The following is a 16,200-nucleotide window of genomic DNA, read 5'->3' as shown; positions in this document are numbered from 1 at the left end:
AGGGGCTGCTGCCCGGTCGCGACGAGCCCCCGCCGGCCGCCCCCGTCCTGTTCCTGAGGGGTCCGCTCGTGCACGTACGCTCCTTCGGCAGGGGAGGATGCTCGGGTCCGTCAGCCGGCCAGGCGTTCCGCGAGCAGGAACCCGCCGACGACGATCATCATCGCACCGGAGACCCGGGTCACCACCCGGGCTGCGGAGGGCCTGGTCCTCAGGACCGTGCGGGCGAGGACTCCTACGGTGAGGTAGACGACGGCGCAGGCGGTCATGTGCAGCGAGCCGAGCAGACCGGTCTGACCGGCGACCGGCCACGCCCCCGCCGGATCGATGAACTGCGGGAACAGGGAGAAGTACAGCAGGAGCGCCTTGGGATTCAGGCCGCTGATCCCGATTCCCCTGAGCATGACCCGCAGCCGGGAGGAGCCCTCGGTGCCCGCCTCCGCCTCTGAGGCCGTCAGGGGCGCCGGCCGGCGGAGCACTCCCCAGCCGAGCCACACCAGGTAGCCGGCCCCGGCCATGGTCAGCGCGGTGAGCAGCGTCCCGGAGCTCGCCACGATCACCACCAGTCCGGCCACCGCGAGCAGGGTGTACCCCGCGTATCCGGCCACCAGCCCGGCGACCGCCGGCACGACCGACCGGTCCCGCAGGCCCGCCGTGATCGCGTAGGCCCAGTCCGCGCCGGGCGTGAATATCAGCAGCAGATCCACTGCCAGGAAGGCCGCCAGCGTGGTCGTGTCCATCGATCGTTCCCTCTCACGTGCTGTGGTGCGAGAGGAAGGCTAGGCCGGATCGGCCCGAATGTGTTCCCTTCTTTACTCCTTGATCGCGCGATCTGGGGCAGAATCTTCTCCATGGATGCCCTGGACCGGAAAATTCTTACCGAGCTGCAGCTGGACGGCCGTCTCACGGTCACCGAGCTGGCCGCACGGGTGAAGCTGAGCGTCTCGCCCTGCCACCGCAGGCTGCGCGATCTCGAACGCGAGGGTGCGATCCGCGGCTACCGCGCGGTGGTGGACCCGGCCGCCGTGGGCCTGAACTTCGAGGCCCTGGTCTTCGTCACTCTGCGCTGGGAGGACGCCGACACGGTCTCCGCGTTCGAAGAGGCCGTGGCCGCCGTCCCGCACGTGCTCCAGGCCCAGCGCCTGTTCGGCGAACCCGACTACTTGCTGCGCGTCGCCACCACCGACCTGGGCGCCTTCCAGCAGCTCTACGACCAGCGGCTCGCAAGGCTGCCCGGCGTGCAGCGCCTCAACTCCACGCTCGTCATGAAGCACATCGTCGACGACCGCCCGCTGCCCGAGTGAGCGGCCGTCGCGCACGGGGCGGGCCTCATGCGTCCGGCCCTCCGGCGAAAGGCATCGTCCGCCATTGCTCCACGGCCGGTTTCAGCGCGTCCACCAGCAGGGGCAGCTGCGGCGCCAGCGCGAGGCACGCCACCGCGCGGGACATGCCCACCGCGTTGACGACCCGCAGCACGTCCCGGTCCAGCCGGCGAAGACCCAGGCGCCCGGCGGTGGCGTCGTACGCGGCCTCGCACTCGGGGCCGAAGGCCGCCAGATCCCACTCGACCGGCCCGAGTGTGGTCAGTTCGAAGTCGGAGTACAGCACGCCGTGCGGCCCGGAGACGATGTTGGCCGCGGGGGCGTCCCCGTGGATCGGCTGGAGCCTGACGCCGGGGAACACGGCCTCGAACCCCGCGCGTGAGCCGACGGCCGGCTCCAGCACCTCGCACTCGCGCCGCGCCCGGTCCAGATCGGCCGGAACGGACACGGCGGAGCGGGAACGTCCCGGGGGACCGGCTCGTTGCTGCCCATGAGTTCACGCAGGTCCGAATCCGCCCGGCGGGCGGGTCCGGCGCGCGTTCGAGTTTCTCCCCACGTCGTCCACCCAGGGAGCATCGTGCCCGACACCCCGTCCGACCCGTCCACCGTCCTCCCCGCACTCCCGGCCCTGAGCGCGCAGGCCGAGCGGCTGATCGAACTGGGGGTGCACGAGAGGGCGGGACTGTCCGCCGACGAGATCCGCACCTTCGGCGCGCAGGCCGCGGCCAGTGCCGACGGCGACGGTGCCCTGCTCGCCGTGCACCCGGACCGTGCCCCCGCCTCCGCCCTCGCACCGCTGCTCCGCCGCGACGGCAAGCCGGGCTTCGTCGTCGTCGACATGCCCGACGTCGACGAGTTCACCCCCTGTTCCCTCGAACTGCCCGACGCTCCGCTCTACCTGGTCTCCGGCATCGACCGCGGCGACCACATGTCCAACTGGTCCCCGGACGAGGCCCTGCCCGCCCTCGCCAAGGAGGACCGCACCCCGCTGGTGCTCACCGAGGGCATCCACTGGGTGCTCCAGCAGCCCGAGGTCCTGGAGCGCAACCTCTGCTTCATGACCATCGGCTCCCGGTTGCGCAAGCCCAACGGCACCCTGGACGCCCGCACCCCGGCCATCTGGATCAGCAACGGCACCGGCCGGGACGGCCGCGAGCGCCGCAACGCCCCCAAGGTCGGCTGGTGCTGGTGGAACAACCGGCACACCTGGCTGGGCTTCGCGTCCACGACGGGCCGCAGAGGCTGACGCCCGTCACCGCACGAACCGGATGAGCGGCACCGGCCGGCCCGCGGTCAGCGCGGTGAGGCTGGGCCGGGCCCGCGCTGAAGTCCCCGCCCGGCAGCAGCCGGAACGTCCGGGCGGCCTCCGGTGCGAGGCGGGAACAGGACAGCGCGAAGGCGGAGTCGATCCGCAGATCGCCCGCGCAGCGCGGCATCGAAGAGGTCACGCTCGGCCTTGCCGACGGGTCGGACGAGCGCGGCCGGGTCTACCTCGACCACGCCTCCACCCGGCTCAGCGAGGCACGCCGCCTGATGCGTCCAGCCTGCGGTCCTCGTCGGCGAGGCGGCCGGCGAGCTGATCGAGGCTTTAGTCGGTGCGGTGGCCGGCCGAGCCCGCCGGAGGAGGCGGTCGAGGCCAGCGGCCTGGAGTGGACCCACCTCTCGCCGGTGGAACTCATGTCCAACGCGCTGGAATGGGCCGAGTCCATCACCTCCGAGGGCGTCGTCCTCGACGAACCCACGACCGGGCTGCACATGTCGGACGTCGACACCCTGGTCGCCCTGCTGAACCGGTGGGTGGACCGCGGCAACACCGTTGTGGTCATCGAGCACAACACGTCGTCCGACAGGCCGACTGGGTCGTCGACCTCGGCCCGGACGGCGGCAAGCACGGCGGCGAGATCGTCCTCACCGGCACCCCGCGCGAACTGCTGAAGTCCGACGTCTCCGTGACCGGCGCGTACCTGCGTCAGTACCGCGACGCCTGATCCGCCCTCCCCTCCCGCGGTGCCGACCCGGCACGGCACCGCGGGAGGGGGTGTTCAGGCCGGTTCGCCCTGGGGTCCCCGCAGCGCCTGGTACACCGACCACACCACCGCCACCAGCGGTACGGCCACCACCGCGCCGATCACCCCCGCCGCGACCGCTCCGCCGACCACCGCCAGGGCGACCACCACCGGGTGCAGACGGACGGCCCAGCTCATCACGATGGGGTGCAGGAGGTGGCCCTCGATCTGGCCGATGACCACGATCAGGGCGACGACCACCAGGGCGATGAGCGGTCCCTTCGACGCCAGGGCGACGACCGCCGCGACCGCCAGGGCGATGGGCGAGCCGATCAGGGGGATGAACGCGGCCATGAACTCCAGCAGGGCCAACGGCACGGCGAGCGGCACCCCGAGGGCGAACAGCGCGATTCCCACGAGGACCGCGTTGGTCGCCGCCACCAGCAGGATGCCGTGGGTGTACCCGGTGAAGGTCCGCCACGCCGCCCCGGCCCCGACGGCGACCCGCTGCCGGGCCCGTTCGGGGAGCTGGCCGCACAGCCACTGCCACTGCTTCTCGCCGGAGTGCGTGAAGAACACCGCGCAGAACAAGGCCAGCGCGAGCACGGTCAGCACCTCGACCAGCCTGCTCGCGCCGCTGAGCGCCGTACTGATGAGGGTGGAGCGGTGGTCCGACAGGAGCTTGCCGATCCGGGACTGGAGATCGTCGAACGCGTCCGCGGGCAGCCGGAAGGGCGGTTCCTCCAGCCGGCGCTCGATCCGGTCGATCCCCGCCATGAACTCCTTCTCCAGCCCGGTCCGCTGATCCGCCACGGTCTCACCCACCAGGGCCAGTGCCCCGAGCACGAGGACGATGCCGCCGATGAGGGCGGTGGCGACCGCGAGCGGCCGGGGCATGAACCGCGCCAGCAGACCGGCCGCGGGACGGAGCACCGCCGTGACGACCAGACCGAGGAAGACGGCCACGGCGACCCGGTGGAACTGTCCGAGCAGGGAGAACGCGACCCGGACGACGATGCCGACCGCGATGAGCCGCCACGCGTACGCGGCCGCGGTCCGCAGTACGCCCGGCACGCGCGACTCGGCGTCGTTCAGGTCCGGCAGCGCCGAGACGGGTGGATCGGGGGGCGTCGACACCTCATGCCCGTACCACCCACCGGCCGTCGGACAGCGGAACCGGCCCGAAATTCCCCCGAAGGCCGGTACCGGCCCGGCGGACGGCGCGGTCGAGCGCGGCGCTCCGAGCAGCGCCGCCACCCGATCAAACAGCGCCGAACAGCCCCAGCATGGCCGAATCCCCGCGCCACTGCCGCTCGACACAGCCGGGGAACACCACGTTGGCCCCCTGGCCCCCGGGCCCGCTCGGTCAGAGGTCGAACTCGTGCGGCGGCAGGCCGAGGGCGTAGCACGCCTCGCGGACCACCGCTTGCTCGTCCTTGTCGAAGTCGCCGTCGGCGCCGCCGATGACGATGCCGATCTGGACGACGGCCCGCGCTTCTGCGGGCTTCTTCTTCGCCTTGGCGATCTCCTGCATGACGCTCACCTTGCCGAAGTCGAAGTCGGCGGTGAGCTTGACGAGGTTGTCCTCGAAGCGGCGGCGCAGGTCGTCGGCGGGGAAGTTCTGCAGCACCTCGTTGGTGGCGATGAGCTGGGCGACGCGCTGCCGTTCGGCCGGGTCGACCGTGCCGTCGGCGGCGGCCACCAGGGCGCACATGGCCATACTGGAGTCGCGGAAGGCGCCGCTCTTCAGGTCGTTCTTCTTCGCGATCAGCTGGGTCTGCATCGTCGAGGCGGATTCCTTGAGACGGTCCCACCGGGTCATGAGAGCTGCTCCATAAGCGTCGGCAGCTTCTACAACACTGTAGAAGCTGCCAGCCTCCCGGCCTGGACGTGCCGTACCCGCCCGAGGTGTGGACGAGGCCAATCCCTCGCAGGCCGACGGCACTCGGCGAATCGGGTCCGCGGCGTCACGCGTGTTCGATCTGTCGGACATTGTTCGAAACCTCTTGACGTTGCCCCGGGCGTCGCTGAGACTCTCGCCACACACTTCACCTGCGTGCAACGGCAGGCCCACGGCAGGGACTTGCCGTCGCCTCGCCGGCCGCTCGTCCTTTCCGTTCCGCCTTGTCCGTCATCAGCCATGCCTCAGCAGGGAACCTCGACATGACGCACGTCGCACGACTTCGCAGCCGCGCGAGACGCCGGGCGGGCCATCTCGCCGGACTGACCGCCGCGTCGATGCTGCTCACCCTCGCCGGACCCACCGCCTCCGCACACGCGGCACCGACGGCTCCACAGGCCCCCAAGGCCCCGGCCGCCGAAGCCGCGGAGATCACCGACGGCCTGGCCCTCTGGTACAAGCTCGACGCGACCTCGGGCGGCACCGCCACCGACGCCTCAGGAAACGGCCGGACCGGCACGGTCAACGGCACCGCGGACTGGTCGGCATCCGGCCAGGGGCTCGCCTTCAACGGATCGGACACCTACATCAAGGTGCCGGACGACGTCATGAAGGGCATGAACGCGATCACCGTCTCCATGGACGTGCTGATCGACTCCGCCCAGAGCACCCCCTACTTCCTCTACGGCTTCGGCAACACCAGCGCGGGCACCGGCAACGGCTACCTGTTCACCACCGGCAACTCCTTCCGCACCTCCGTCGCGACGGGCAACTGGTCGACCGAGCAGACCACCAAGCCGTCCGACTCCCACAACCTGACCCGCGGCGTGTGGAAGCACGTCACCTACGCCCAGACCGGCTCCACGGGCGTGCTCTACGAGGACGGCGTCGAGGTCGGCCGCAACACCTCGGTCACCACCACGCCCGGCGCCATCGGCTCCGGCACCACCAAGGCCAACTACATCGGCAAGTCCGTCTACGACGGCGACAAGCTCTTCAAGGGCCGGATACGCGACTTCCGGGTGTACGACAGGGCCCTGGACGGCTCGGAGGTCGAGCAGCTCTCCCTCCCCGTCGCCACGCAGGGCGTCGCCGACGACAATGACGCCCTCAGCCTCGGCGACATCAGCGGCGTCACCTCCGACCTGGACCTGCCGAGGACCGGCCCCGCGGGCGGCTCCGCCATCAGCTGGAAGAGCGACAACCCGTCCGTGGTGTCCGACACCGGCAAGGTGACCCGCCCCGAGGCCGGCTCACCCGACGGCCACGCCACGCTCACGGCGACCCTGAAGAAGGGCACCGTGACCGGCACCAAGACCTTCGACGTCACGGTCCGGCCCGCACTCGACGACGCGGCCGCCGTCCGGCAGGCCGCCGAGGCGCTCACGGTCCACAACCTCGACGACGCCCGCGGCAACCTCACCCTCCCAGGGAGCGGTGCCCTCGGCACGGCCGTCACCTGGTCCTCCGCCAAGCCGGACGTCGTCTCCGCCGACGGCGAGGTCCACCGCCCCGCGCACGGCGACGGCACCACGACGGTCGAACTCACCGCCACCGTCACCAAGGGCGAAGCGAAGGCGACCCGCGTCATGACGGCCGAGGTGCCCGAACTGCCCGCCGAGGCGGCCCTCAAGGGCTACATGTTCAGCTACTTCACCGGCGAGGGCACCTCCGACGGCGAACAGCTCTACGCCGCCCTCAGCAAGGGCAACGACCCGCTGCACTGGCGCGAACTGAACGACGGCAAGCCGGTCCTCACCTCCACGCTGGGCGAGAAGGGCCTGCGCGACCCGTTCATCATCCGCTCCCCGGAGGGCGACAAGTTCTACCAGATCGCCACCGACCTCAGGATCTACGGCAACGGCGACTGGGACGCCGCCCAGCGCACCGGCAGCAAGTCCATCATGGTCTGGGAGTCCACCGACCTGGTGCACTGGACGAACCAGCGCCTGGTCAAGGTCTCACCCGACAACGCGGGCAACACCTGGGCCCCGGAGGCGTTCTACGACGCCGAGCGCGGCGAGTACGTCGTCTTCTGGGCGTCGAAGCTGTACGGCAACGCCGATCACTCCGGCGACACGTACAACCGCATGATGTACGCCACCACCCGCGACTTCTACACCTTCAGCGAGCCCAAGGTCTGGATCGACCGCGGCTACTCGGTCATCGACTCCACGATGATCCGGCACGACGGCACGTACTACCGGCTGTCCAAGGACGAGCGGAACAACAGCTCCTCCACTCCCAACAGCAAGTTCATCTTCCAGGAGAAGAGCGACTCGATCCTGAACCCGTCCTGGACCGCCGTCGCCGAGGGCATCGGCAAGGGCGCGATGAACGCCGCCGAGGGACCGCTGGTGTTCAAGTCCAACACCGAGGAGAAGTGGTACGCGTTCCTCGACGAGTTCGGCGGCCGCGGCTACATCCCGTTCGAGACGACCGACCTCGACTCCGGCACCTGGACCCCCTCCACCGGCTACGACCTGCCCGCCAAGCCCCGCCACGGCACCGTGCTGCCGGTCACCCAGGCCGAGTACGACCGGCTGCTGCGCGCCTACCAGTCCGACCAGATCGTGAAGAGCGTCGAGGACGTGTCGGTCAAGACCCGGGTCGGCGACGCCCCCGTTCTGCCGGCCACGGTGATCGCCGAGTACGCCGACGGCGTCAAGCGTCCCGTCGCGGTCACCTGGGAGGACGTACCGGCGTCGAAGTACGCCCAGGCCGGCACCTTCACCGTGACCGGCAGCCTGCCGGACGGGACCGCGATCCCGGTCCGGGCCGAGATCACCGTGTCCGACGACGGGCCGGACACCCCGGACGGTCTGCTGCTGCACTACGACTTCGACGAGACGGGCGGCACCATCGCCCGTGACTCCAGCGGGCACGGCCACCACGGCACCTATGTCCGCACGCCCGACTTCGGCACCGGTGTCGACGGCGGCTCGTTCAGGATGTCCGGCGGCTCGGACTCGCCGTATGTGAAGATCCCGAACGGCGTGCTGAAGAACGCCGGCAGCGTGACGGTGTCGACGTACGCCAAGTGGAAGGGCGGCAGCAGCTTCCAGTGGCTGTTCGGGCTCGGTCCCGACAGCGACAGGTACCTGTTCGCCACTCCGTCCAACGGCGGCTCCAGCCTCTACTCGGCCATCACGAAGGCGAGTTGGTCGGCGGAGTCGAAGCTCACGGCCGGCTCGCAGCTCACCCCCGGCCAGTGGCGGCACGTCACGGTGACGCTGGACGGCGCCACCGGCACGATGCTCCTCTACGCCGACGGCATCGAGGCGGCCCGCACCACGACCACCGTCAAGCCGTCCGAGTTGTACAGCGCGGCCAAGGATTACAGCGGCTACATCGGCCGGTCCCTCTACGCGGCCGACCCGTACTTCGGCGGCGAGGTCGACGACTTCCGCATCTACGACCGTGCCCTCACCGGCACCGAGGTCATGCGCCTGAGCGGCAACACGGCGGGCATCGCCAAGGCGACGCACCCGGCGCTCAAGGTCGACGCGCTCGTCGACAACGCGGCCGGTACGATCACCCTGCCGATGAAGGCGGGCACCGATCTCACCGCGCTGGCACCGGAGTTCACCCTCGCCGAGGGCGCGACCATCAGCCCCGCCTCCGGCAGCGTGCACGACTTCACCAAGCCCGTGACCTACGAGGTCACCGGGTCGGACGGCAAGAAGCGCAGCTGGAAGGTCTCGGCGCTGATCATGAAGACCCCGGTCCTGCCGGGGCTGAACGCCGACCCGAACATCGTGCGCTTCGGCGACACCTTCTACCTCTACCCGACGACCGACGGCTTCGACGGCTGGAGCGGCACGCAGTTCAAGGCCTACTCGTCCACGGACCTGGTCCACTGGAAGGACCACGGCGTCATCCTCGACCTGGGGCCGGACGTCGGCTGGGCGGACAGCCGGGCCTGGGCGCCGGCGATGACGGAGAAGGACGGGACGTACTACTTCTACTTCTGCGCCGACGCGAACATCGGCGTGGCCGTCTCCGACTCGCCCACCGGCCCCTTCAAGGACGCCCTGGGCAAGCCCCTGCTGAAGGCCGGTGACTTCCGCGGCCAGATGATCGACCCGGCGGTCTTCACCGACGACGACGGCAAGCAGTACCTCTACTGGGGCAACGGCCGCGCCTACGTCGTCCCGCTGGGCGACGACATGACCTCCATCGACACCTCGAAGGTCACCGACATCACCCCGAGCGGCTACAACGAGGGCACCTTCGTCATCAAGCGCAAGGGCACCTACTACTTCATGTGGTCGGAGAACGACACCCGGGACGAGAACTACCGCGTCGCCTACGCGACCGGCCCCTCGCCCACCGGCCCGTGGACCAAGCGGGGCGTGATCCTTGAGAAGGACCTGTCCCTGGGCATCAAGGGACCCGGACACCACTCCGTCGTGCACGTCCCGAACACCGACGACTGGTACATCGCCTACCACCGCTTCGCCATCCCCGGCGGCGACGGCACCCACCGCGAAACCACCGTCGACAAGATGGAGTTCGGCTCCGACGGCCTGATCGAGAAGGTCGTCCCGACCCTCGGCGGCATCGACCCGGTCACCGTCGTCCACGCCGGGCCGGACGCCACCGGGGCCGAGGGCGAGGCGATCACCCTCGCCGGCACCGTCTCCGGGGCGGGCACCCCCGAGTGGACCGTCGAGGACGGCGCCCCGTGCACCGTCGACGACCCCGCGGCGGCCCGCACGACCGTCACCTGCACCGACGACGGCACCTTCCGGGCGACCCTGACCGGCGGGCGTTCCAGCGACACCACCACGGTCAAGGTCTCCAACGCCGCCCCGACGATCACGTCCGCCAAGGGCCCCGGCTCGCCGCTCCCGGCCGGCGAGGCCGCCGTGGTCACCGCGTCCTTCGACGACCCGGGCACATCCGACAGCCACACTTGCGAGGTCGACTGGAAGGACGGCGGCCGGCCGACGACCGGCACGGTCACCGCCTCCGGCTGCCGCGCCGCACACGTCTACGACGACGCTGGCATCCACCGCCCGGTCGTCACGGTCACCGACGACGACGCGGGCACGGACACCACCACCCTGGCGGAACTGATCGTCTACGACCGGTCCGCCGGGCCCGCCGCCGGAGCCGGCACGATCACCTCGCCGGCCGGCGCCTACCCGGGCGGGCCGGGGCTGACCGGAAAGGCGGCGTTCACCCTGGCCGCCCAGTACCGGAAGGGAGCCACCGTCCCCGTGGGCAAGGCCACGTTCGTCTTCGGGCCCGCCCGGCTCACGTTCCGCTCGACCGGCTCCGACTGGCTCGTGGTGAACGGCTCCCAGGCCGTCCACCAGGGCACCGGCACGGTGGGCGGCAAGAGCGGCTACGCCTTCAGGATCACCGCCACCGACGGACCGGACACCTTCCGCATCAGGATCTGGAAGAAGTCCACCGGCGATGTCCTGTACGACAACAGGACCGGTGCGAAGACCAAGGGCGTCATCACGGTCGGACACCGCACGTAGGAGCACTCGGCGAGTCGCCGGGACCCGGCCCGAGAGCCCGGTCCCGGCAGCCCGGGCCTTCCTCGCTCCGCAGCTCCCGCGCAGCGCCCCGTGCTAGCGTTGACTGTTTGCCGCTCACTGCGCCGGTGACCCGTCCGGTGTCCCTGGCCGGTGACCGCATCCCCGCCGCGCCTTCCTCGGTACGGTTTCTCAGGAGGAAGGCTTTCCGTGAGCGAATCAGCACCCCGCGATGCCCGGCGACAGGACTCGGCGTTTCCTTCGGCAGCCTCCTTCGCAGAGCTGGGGCTCCCGGCCGAGGTTCTGCGAGTGCTCGACGAACACGGTGTGACCGTTCCCTTCCCCATCCAAAAGGCGGCCCTGCCGGCCGCGCTCGCTGGGCGGGACGTCCTGGGCCGTGGCCGCACCGGGTCCGGCAAGACGCTCGCCTTCGGGCTGGGGATGCTCGCCCGGACGGCCGGGCGGCGTGCTCAGCCCAAAGAGCCGCTGGCGCTCGTCCTGGTGCCCACCAGGGAGCTGGCGCAGCAGGTGGGTGAGGCGCTCACCGCGTACGCCGAGGCGCTGGGACTGCGGCTCGCGACCGTGGTGGGCGGAGTGTCCATCGGACGGCAGGCCACCGCGCTGCGCGACGGCGCCGAGATCGTCGTCGCCACGCCCGGCCGGCTGCACGACCTCATCGAGCGCAACGGCTGCCGACTGGGACGGGTGCGCATCACGGTCTTGGACGAGGCCGACCAGATGTGTGACATGGGGTTCTTGCCACAGGTCACCGAGATCCTGGACCAGGTGCGTTCCGGCGGGCAGCGCATGCTGTTCTCCGCCACCCTCGACCGCGACGTGGACCAGCTGGTGCACCGCTACCTTCGCGACCCCGCCGTCCACTCCGTGGACCCCTCGTCCAGCGCGGTGTCCGCGATCGACCACCACGTCTTCGTCGTGCACGGCCCGGACCGGTACGCGGTGACGACGGAAATCGCTGCCCGGGACGGCCGCGTGCTGCTGTTCCTGGACACCAAGCACGGCGTCGACCAGCTCACACGGCACCTGCGGGCCAGCGGCGTGGCCGCCGCCGCCCTGCACAGCGGGAAGTCCCAGCCGCAGCGCACCCGGACCCTGGCCCAGTTCAGGAACGGGCAGGTCACCTCGCTGGTGGCGACGAACGTCGCCGCGCGCGGCCTGCACGTCGACGACCTCGACCTCGTGGTCAACGTCGACCCGGCCACCGATCCGAAGGACTACCTGCACCGCGCGGGCCGCACGGCTCGGGCCGGGCGCTTCGGCACGGTCGTGACCCTCGTCCTGTCGGGGCAGCGCCGTGAGACGAGCCAGGTCATGGCCGACGCCGAAGTTGCTCCCAAGGTCAGTAAGGTGCGGTCAGGCGAGGCGGAGCTGAGCCGGATCACCGGGGCCAGGGCCCCTTCAGGAGAGCCTCTCGACGGTGGGCCGGCCGCACCGCGCCCCAAGAACCACAACGCCCCGTTCCGAGGCCTGGGCAGCACCAAGGACGCGAAGAGCGGCTCCGCCGGCCGGTCGTCCCGTAGGAGTAGCGAGGCCCGCAAGCTCGCGGAGGCCCGCAGGGCGGCCCGGGTGCGGCGCGGCGGCTGAGCGCGGCGCTCGAACCACCGCGCGGTGTCTTCTCCGCGGGCACTGCCGGGACGGACGGACCTCCGGGGCCGGGGCACGCCCCGCCGCCGCGCCATGGCTCCAGGGATGACGGCCGGTTCGGGCGCCTGACCGCCGAGCTGTGACAGCGTCATGACGATGCTGCCGAACATGAACATCAAAAGGCGTGACACGACGGCCACCGCGGAAAAGAGCCAACTACCTGAAGGAGGAGAGGTTCTGCGGCAGTAGGGGAGCACGGCTTGCACCCTTCCGTCAGGAGCCGACCGTCGCTGAAACCGGACCGGGTCCGGTCTCCGCGACCTGCATTTTCGCGCATGTCGCACTATTCCGCGAGGCGACGCCGCATCTCGCTGCAAGCGTGCGAGAACGGGCAATCCCGGTAAGCTGGATGAGGGCATGTCGACCCCTCGGCGCAGAAGTGGCCAGCACAACGGTGAGCGTGTATACCGGAGGGCCATGTTCACCGGAAAACGTGTTCACAGGCGATCGGGGCCGAGTCCCGGCCCGGGCCGGGGAATTCTCCTTCGTCAGCTCGGTCCCACGGCCCTCTTCGCCGCCCCGTGCCGTTCGCCCAGCTCACCCCGCCCGACAAGTGGTCCTCTCAGGAGATTGGTTGGGATGAACGCGCGACTGCGAAGCCAGACCGCGATGGTCGTTTTCAGCTCATGTATCGTCATGCTGACGGCGCTCTACTACGTATTTCCGGAACAGCGGCTGCTCTTCGTCGCCATTGGAGTGACCGGCGTCATCGGTATCGTCCTCGGTGTCTTTCTCAACCATCCGGCGCATCGACTTCCCTGGCTGCTTCTCGGCGCGGGGAATTTCGCCTTTGTCGCAGGCCAGGCCACCCAGATCATTCTCATTGAGTTGTTCAACGAAGAGATCCCATTCCCGTCGATCGCTGACGGCTTCTATCTCGCGGCATATCCGCTCTATGCAGCAGCGCTGCTGGGCTTTGTGCACTGGCGCACGAGTTGGCGCGACAGGGCGAGCCTCGTCGACGCGCTGACGCTGACCGTCGGCCTGGCGCTGCTGTCGTGGCTCTTCCTCATCGATCCGTACACCCGCGAGGTAGGCCTCACCTGGGTGCAGAAGGCGTTCGCCATCGCCTATCCGCTCGGTGACATCCTCGTCCTGGCGATGCTGCTGCGGCTGCTCGTCGGCCGTGGCGGCAAGAGCCGCTCGCTCATGCTGCTCACCGCGGGTACCGTCGGCCTGCTCACCGCCGACGTGCTGTACGGCCTGATCCAGCTGAACGGGACGTGGCGCACGGGTAGCGCGGTCGAACTCGGCTGGGCCGTCCTGTACGGAGCCTGGGCGCTTGCCGCGCTCCATCCGTCCATGCGCCTGCTGACGCAGCCACTGCCATGGCGAGTCGAGACCGGCACGGGCCGGCTGGCCCTTCTCACCCTGGCGTCGCTCATCGCGCCCGCCATCCTCCTGACGGAGGCGGTGCGCGGCGTGAGGTCCAACGTCGGCGTCATCGGGGCCTTCTCCGCGGTGCTCTTCCTCCTCGTGCTCTACCGCCTGGCGGGGGTGGTCGCGACCCACCGGCGGGCCGTCGGCCGGGAGAAGGCACTGCGCAACGCGGTGTCGTCACTGGGCGGAGCGGGCGAGCTGCGGGATGTGGCCGCGGCCGTCCACTCCGCGATTTCGGAGCTGCTGCCGGACGGCCCGCCGCGTTCCGCGCTGCTCACCCTGCCGGACAGCACACTCTGGGTGAACGGGGCCCACAGCGTCCTGCGCGGGCCCCGGGCCGAGCGATCTGCCGCAGCCGTACGGGAACTGATCGCGTCCGGCGAGAACCGTCTGGTGACCCTCGACGGTGTAGGGCCCGCCCTGGTCGACCACCTCACGGTGGAGACGGCCCACAACGACCACGCGTTGGTCTGCCGGCTCGCCGCGCAGGGTCACCCCTCGGACGACTCGCTGATCGGGGTGCTGATCGTGGCGGGGGAGGAGCACGACCTGCTCGTGCTCCGCGACACGCTGGTGACTCTCGCCGCACAGGCCGCACTTGCGGCGGAGCGGGTCTCTCTCGCCCAGGAGGTCGCCCAGCGCAAGAGTGAGGTGTACTTCCGCACATTGGTGCAGAACGCCTCGGATGTCATCCTGATCCTCGATGACGACGACCGGGTCCGTTACGCCAGCCCCTCCGCCGACCAGGTGCTCGGCCTTCCGGACCTGGAGGGCACCCTCCTCGTCGATCTGGTGCCACCGCAGGACAGCCGCGCGGTCGTCGAGACGCTCGGCCGGATACGCAGGCGCGAGCCGCAGACCGGGCGCGAGCACTGGCGCATGGTCCGCGCCGACCGGTCGTCCATCGAGGTCGAGCTGAGGTGGAGCGACCTGCGGGAGGAGGCGACCGTCGGTGGAGTGGTCCTCACGTTGCGGGACGTGACCGAACAGCGCAAACTCGAGCGCGAACTCACCCACCAGGCGTTCCATGACTCGCTCACCAACCTGGCCAACCGCGTGCTCTTCCAGGACCGGGTCAACCACGCTCTTGCGCAGGCTCGGCGCGACGGCACGGTGGTCGGCGTGCTCTTCATCGACGTGGACGACTTCAAGGTCGTCAACGACATGCACGGCCATGGTGTGGGCGACGAACTCCTGGTCGCGCTGTCACTCCGGCTGCAGACGACCGTCCGTGCCTCCGACACCGCCGCGCGCATCGGCGGTGACGAGTTCGCCCTGCTGGTGGAGGGCTCCGTCGCGACAGAGGGCGTGGAGCAATTCACCGAGCACGTGATGAGCGTGTTCGCCGAACCGTTCCGGCTCAGTGTGGGGCGGATGAGCACGTACGCCAGTATCGGCGTCGCGACGACGGAAGACAGCGTCGACTCGGTCGAACTCCTGGCACACGCCGATCTCGCGCTGTACTCGGCGAAGACGGCGGGCAAGCGCCAGTGGCGCCGCTACCGCCCGGAACTGCAGATCGGCATGGCCGAGCGCGCCAATCTGCAGGAGGCTCTGGACAGTTCGTCGATCGAGACGTCGTTCCTGGTGCTCTACCAGCCCATCGTGGAGCTGGCCAGTGGTCAGATCGCCGGCTTCGAGGCGCTCGTTCGCTGGCCCCACTCCACGCGCGGCATGGTTCTGCCCGAGCAGTTCATCACGCTGGCCGAGGAGAGCGGGCAGATCGTCCCCCTGGGCGCCTGGGTGCTCGACCAGGCCGTGGCCGAGGCGGTCCGTTGGGAGGGCTCTGTCCTGCGTGACGGGACGGCCGGTCGTAAACCGCCGTACATCAGCGTGAATGTGTCACCGCGACAGTTCCGTGACGAAGACTTCTACAACGTGGTCCGGCGCGCCCTGGATCTCTCGGGCATCGAACCGACGTCTCTCGTACTGGAACTGACCGAGAGTGTGCTGATGTACAATGACGAGCGTATTCTGGGCGAGATGAATGCGCTCACAGAGCTCGGCATTCGTATTGCGATCGACGACTTCGGAACGGGCTACTCGTCGTTGAGCTACCTGCGTGAGTTCCCCATATCGATACTCAAGATCGACAAATCGTTCGTCGACGAACTCGGGCGATCGCCGGAACAGTACGCCCTCGTCGAGGGCATCGTACATCTCGCGGACACGCTCGGCCTCGCGGTCATAGCCGAAGGAGTGGAGAACGTGAGGCAGCAGGAGTTGCTGATCTCCATGGGCTGCCGGTTGTCGCAGGGCTACCTCTTCGCAGAGCCGGTCAGTGCCGAGGAGGCGGGGCAACTGGTCCTCGCACCGCAGCTCGGCCGTTTGGCCGAATTGCCTGTGAGACCCGCGGAAGGGGAGCAGTGATGGCGGCGGCCCCTTCCCGCCAGGAGTTCGGATCGTGCTCCGCAGGACGCCGCCCGAAGCAGGAGGCT

Annotated in this window: 9 protein-coding genes and 1 pseudogene; 6 read left to right on the top strand and 4 right to left on the bottom strand. The window is 69.9% G+C overall.

Annotated elements, in window-relative coordinates; translation table 11 throughout:
• Positions 1-110: 110 nt before the first annotated feature.
• On the bottom strand, positions 111-737 hold the full coding sequence (locus tag HDC93_RS18240; protein WP_185011961.1) for a LysE family translocator: 627 nt from the start codon (positions 735-737) through the stop codon (positions 111-113).
• A gap of 111 nt (positions 738-848) precedes the next feature.
• Between HDC93_RS18240 and HDC93_RS18235 the strand changes: the two genes are divergently transcribed.
• Positions 849-1,301: an Lrp/AsnC family transcriptional regulator gene (locus HDC93_RS18235; RefSeq protein ID WP_185011960.1), complete on the top strand. Its 453-nt coding sequence runs from the start codon at positions 849-851 to the stop codon at positions 1,299-1,301.
• A 25-nt stretch (positions 1,302-1,326) separates the two neighbouring features.
• Here HDC93_RS18235 and HDC93_RS18230 read toward each other — a convergent pair whose 3' ends face one another.
• Entirely contained in the window at positions 1,327-1,767 is a 441-nt protein-coding gene (locus HDC93_RS18230) for a phosphotransferase family protein (RefSeq protein WP_260419626.1), read from the bottom strand.
• A 129-nt stretch (positions 1,768-1,896) separates the two neighbouring features.
• On the opposite strand from HDC93_RS18230, the gene HDC93_RS18225 reads away from it, so the two are divergent.
• Together HDC93_RS18225 and HDC93_RS18215 are read left to right on the top strand one after the other, a co-directional pair.
• Positions 1,897-2,565: a DUF5701 family protein gene (locus tag HDC93_RS18225; RefSeq protein WP_185011959.1), complete on the top strand. Its 669-nt coding sequence runs from the start codon at positions 1,897-1,899 to the stop codon at positions 2,563-2,565.
• Positions 2,566-3,044: 479 nt separating this feature from the next.
• Positions 3,045-3,307, top strand: a pseudogene (locus tag HDC93_RS18215) (excinuclease ABC subunit UvrA); the annotation flags it as partial.
• A 54-nt stretch (positions 3,308-3,361) separates the two neighbouring features.
• On the opposite strand, the gene HDC93_RS18210 reads toward HDC93_RS18215, so the two are convergent.
• Together HDC93_RS18210 and HDC93_RS18205 are read right to left on the bottom strand one after the other, a co-directional pair.
• Positions 3,362-4,399: an AI-2E family transporter gene (locus HDC93_RS18210; RefSeq protein ID WP_185012006.1), complete on the bottom strand. Its 1,038-nt coding sequence runs from the start codon at positions 4,397-4,399 to the stop codon at positions 3,362-3,364.
• Positions 4,400-4,691: 292 nt separating this feature from the next.
• Entirely contained in the window at positions 4,692-5,147 is a 456-nt protein-coding gene (locus tag HDC93_RS18205; protein WP_185011958.1) for a tellurite resistance TerB family protein, read from the bottom strand.
• 341 nt (positions 5,148-5,488) lie between these two features.
• On the opposite strand from HDC93_RS18205, the gene HDC93_RS18200 reads away from it, so the two are divergent.
• From HDC93_RS18200 to HDC93_RS18190, 3 genes are all read left to right on the top strand, one after another.
• Positions 5,489-10,720, top strand: a complete 5,232-nt coding sequence (locus tag HDC93_RS18200) for a family 43 glycosylhydrolase (RefSeq protein WP_185011957.1) — start codon at positions 5,489-5,491, stop codon at positions 10,718-10,720.
• A gap of 207 nt (positions 10,721-10,927) precedes the next feature.
• Positions 10,928-12,322: a DEAD/DEAH box helicase gene (locus HDC93_RS18195; RefSeq protein ID WP_185011956.1), complete on the top strand. Its 1,395-nt coding sequence runs from the start codon at positions 10,928-10,930 to the stop codon at positions 12,320-12,322.
• A 639-nt stretch (positions 12,323-12,961) separates the two neighbouring features.
• Complete coding sequence (locus HDC93_RS18190; protein WP_185011955.1) at positions 12,962-16,132, top strand: bifunctional diguanylate cyclase/phosphodiesterase; 3,171 nt, start codon at positions 12,962-12,964, stop codon at positions 16,130-16,132.
• Positions 16,133-16,200 lie beyond the last annotated feature (68 nt).

Source organism: Streptomyces sp. AK010 (assembly GCF_014207295.1).
GTDB lineage: Bacteria > Actinomycetota > Actinomycetes > Streptomycetales > Streptomycetaceae > Streptomyces > Streptomyces massasporeus.
Note: the sequence above shows the minus strand (reverse complement) of the source record. Positions and strands in the feature narration are given on the sequence as shown.

What these genes read in the sequence shown, in the direction of transcription:
- HDC93_RS18240 (WP_185011961.1), bottom strand. Translation starts at nt 737, where the DNA reads ATGGACACGACCACGCTGGCGGCCTTCCTGGCAGTGGATCTGCTGCTG.
- HDC93_RS18235 (WP_185011960.1), top strand. Translation starts at nt 849, where the DNA reads ATGGATGCCCTGGACCGGAAAATTCTTACCGAGCTGCAGCTGGACGGC.
- HDC93_RS18205 (WP_185011958.1), bottom strand. Translation starts at nt 5,147, where the DNA reads ATGACCCGGTGGGACCGTCTCAAGGAATCCGCCTCGACGATGCAGACC.
- HDC93_RS18200 (WP_185011957.1), top strand. Translation starts at nt 5,489, where the DNA reads ATGACGCACGTCGCACGACTTCGCAGCCGCGCGAGACGCCGGGCGGGC.
- HDC93_RS18190 (WP_185011955.1), top strand. Translation starts at nt 12,962, where the DNA reads ATGAACGCGCGACTGCGAAGCCAGACCGCGATGGTCGTTTTCAGCTCA.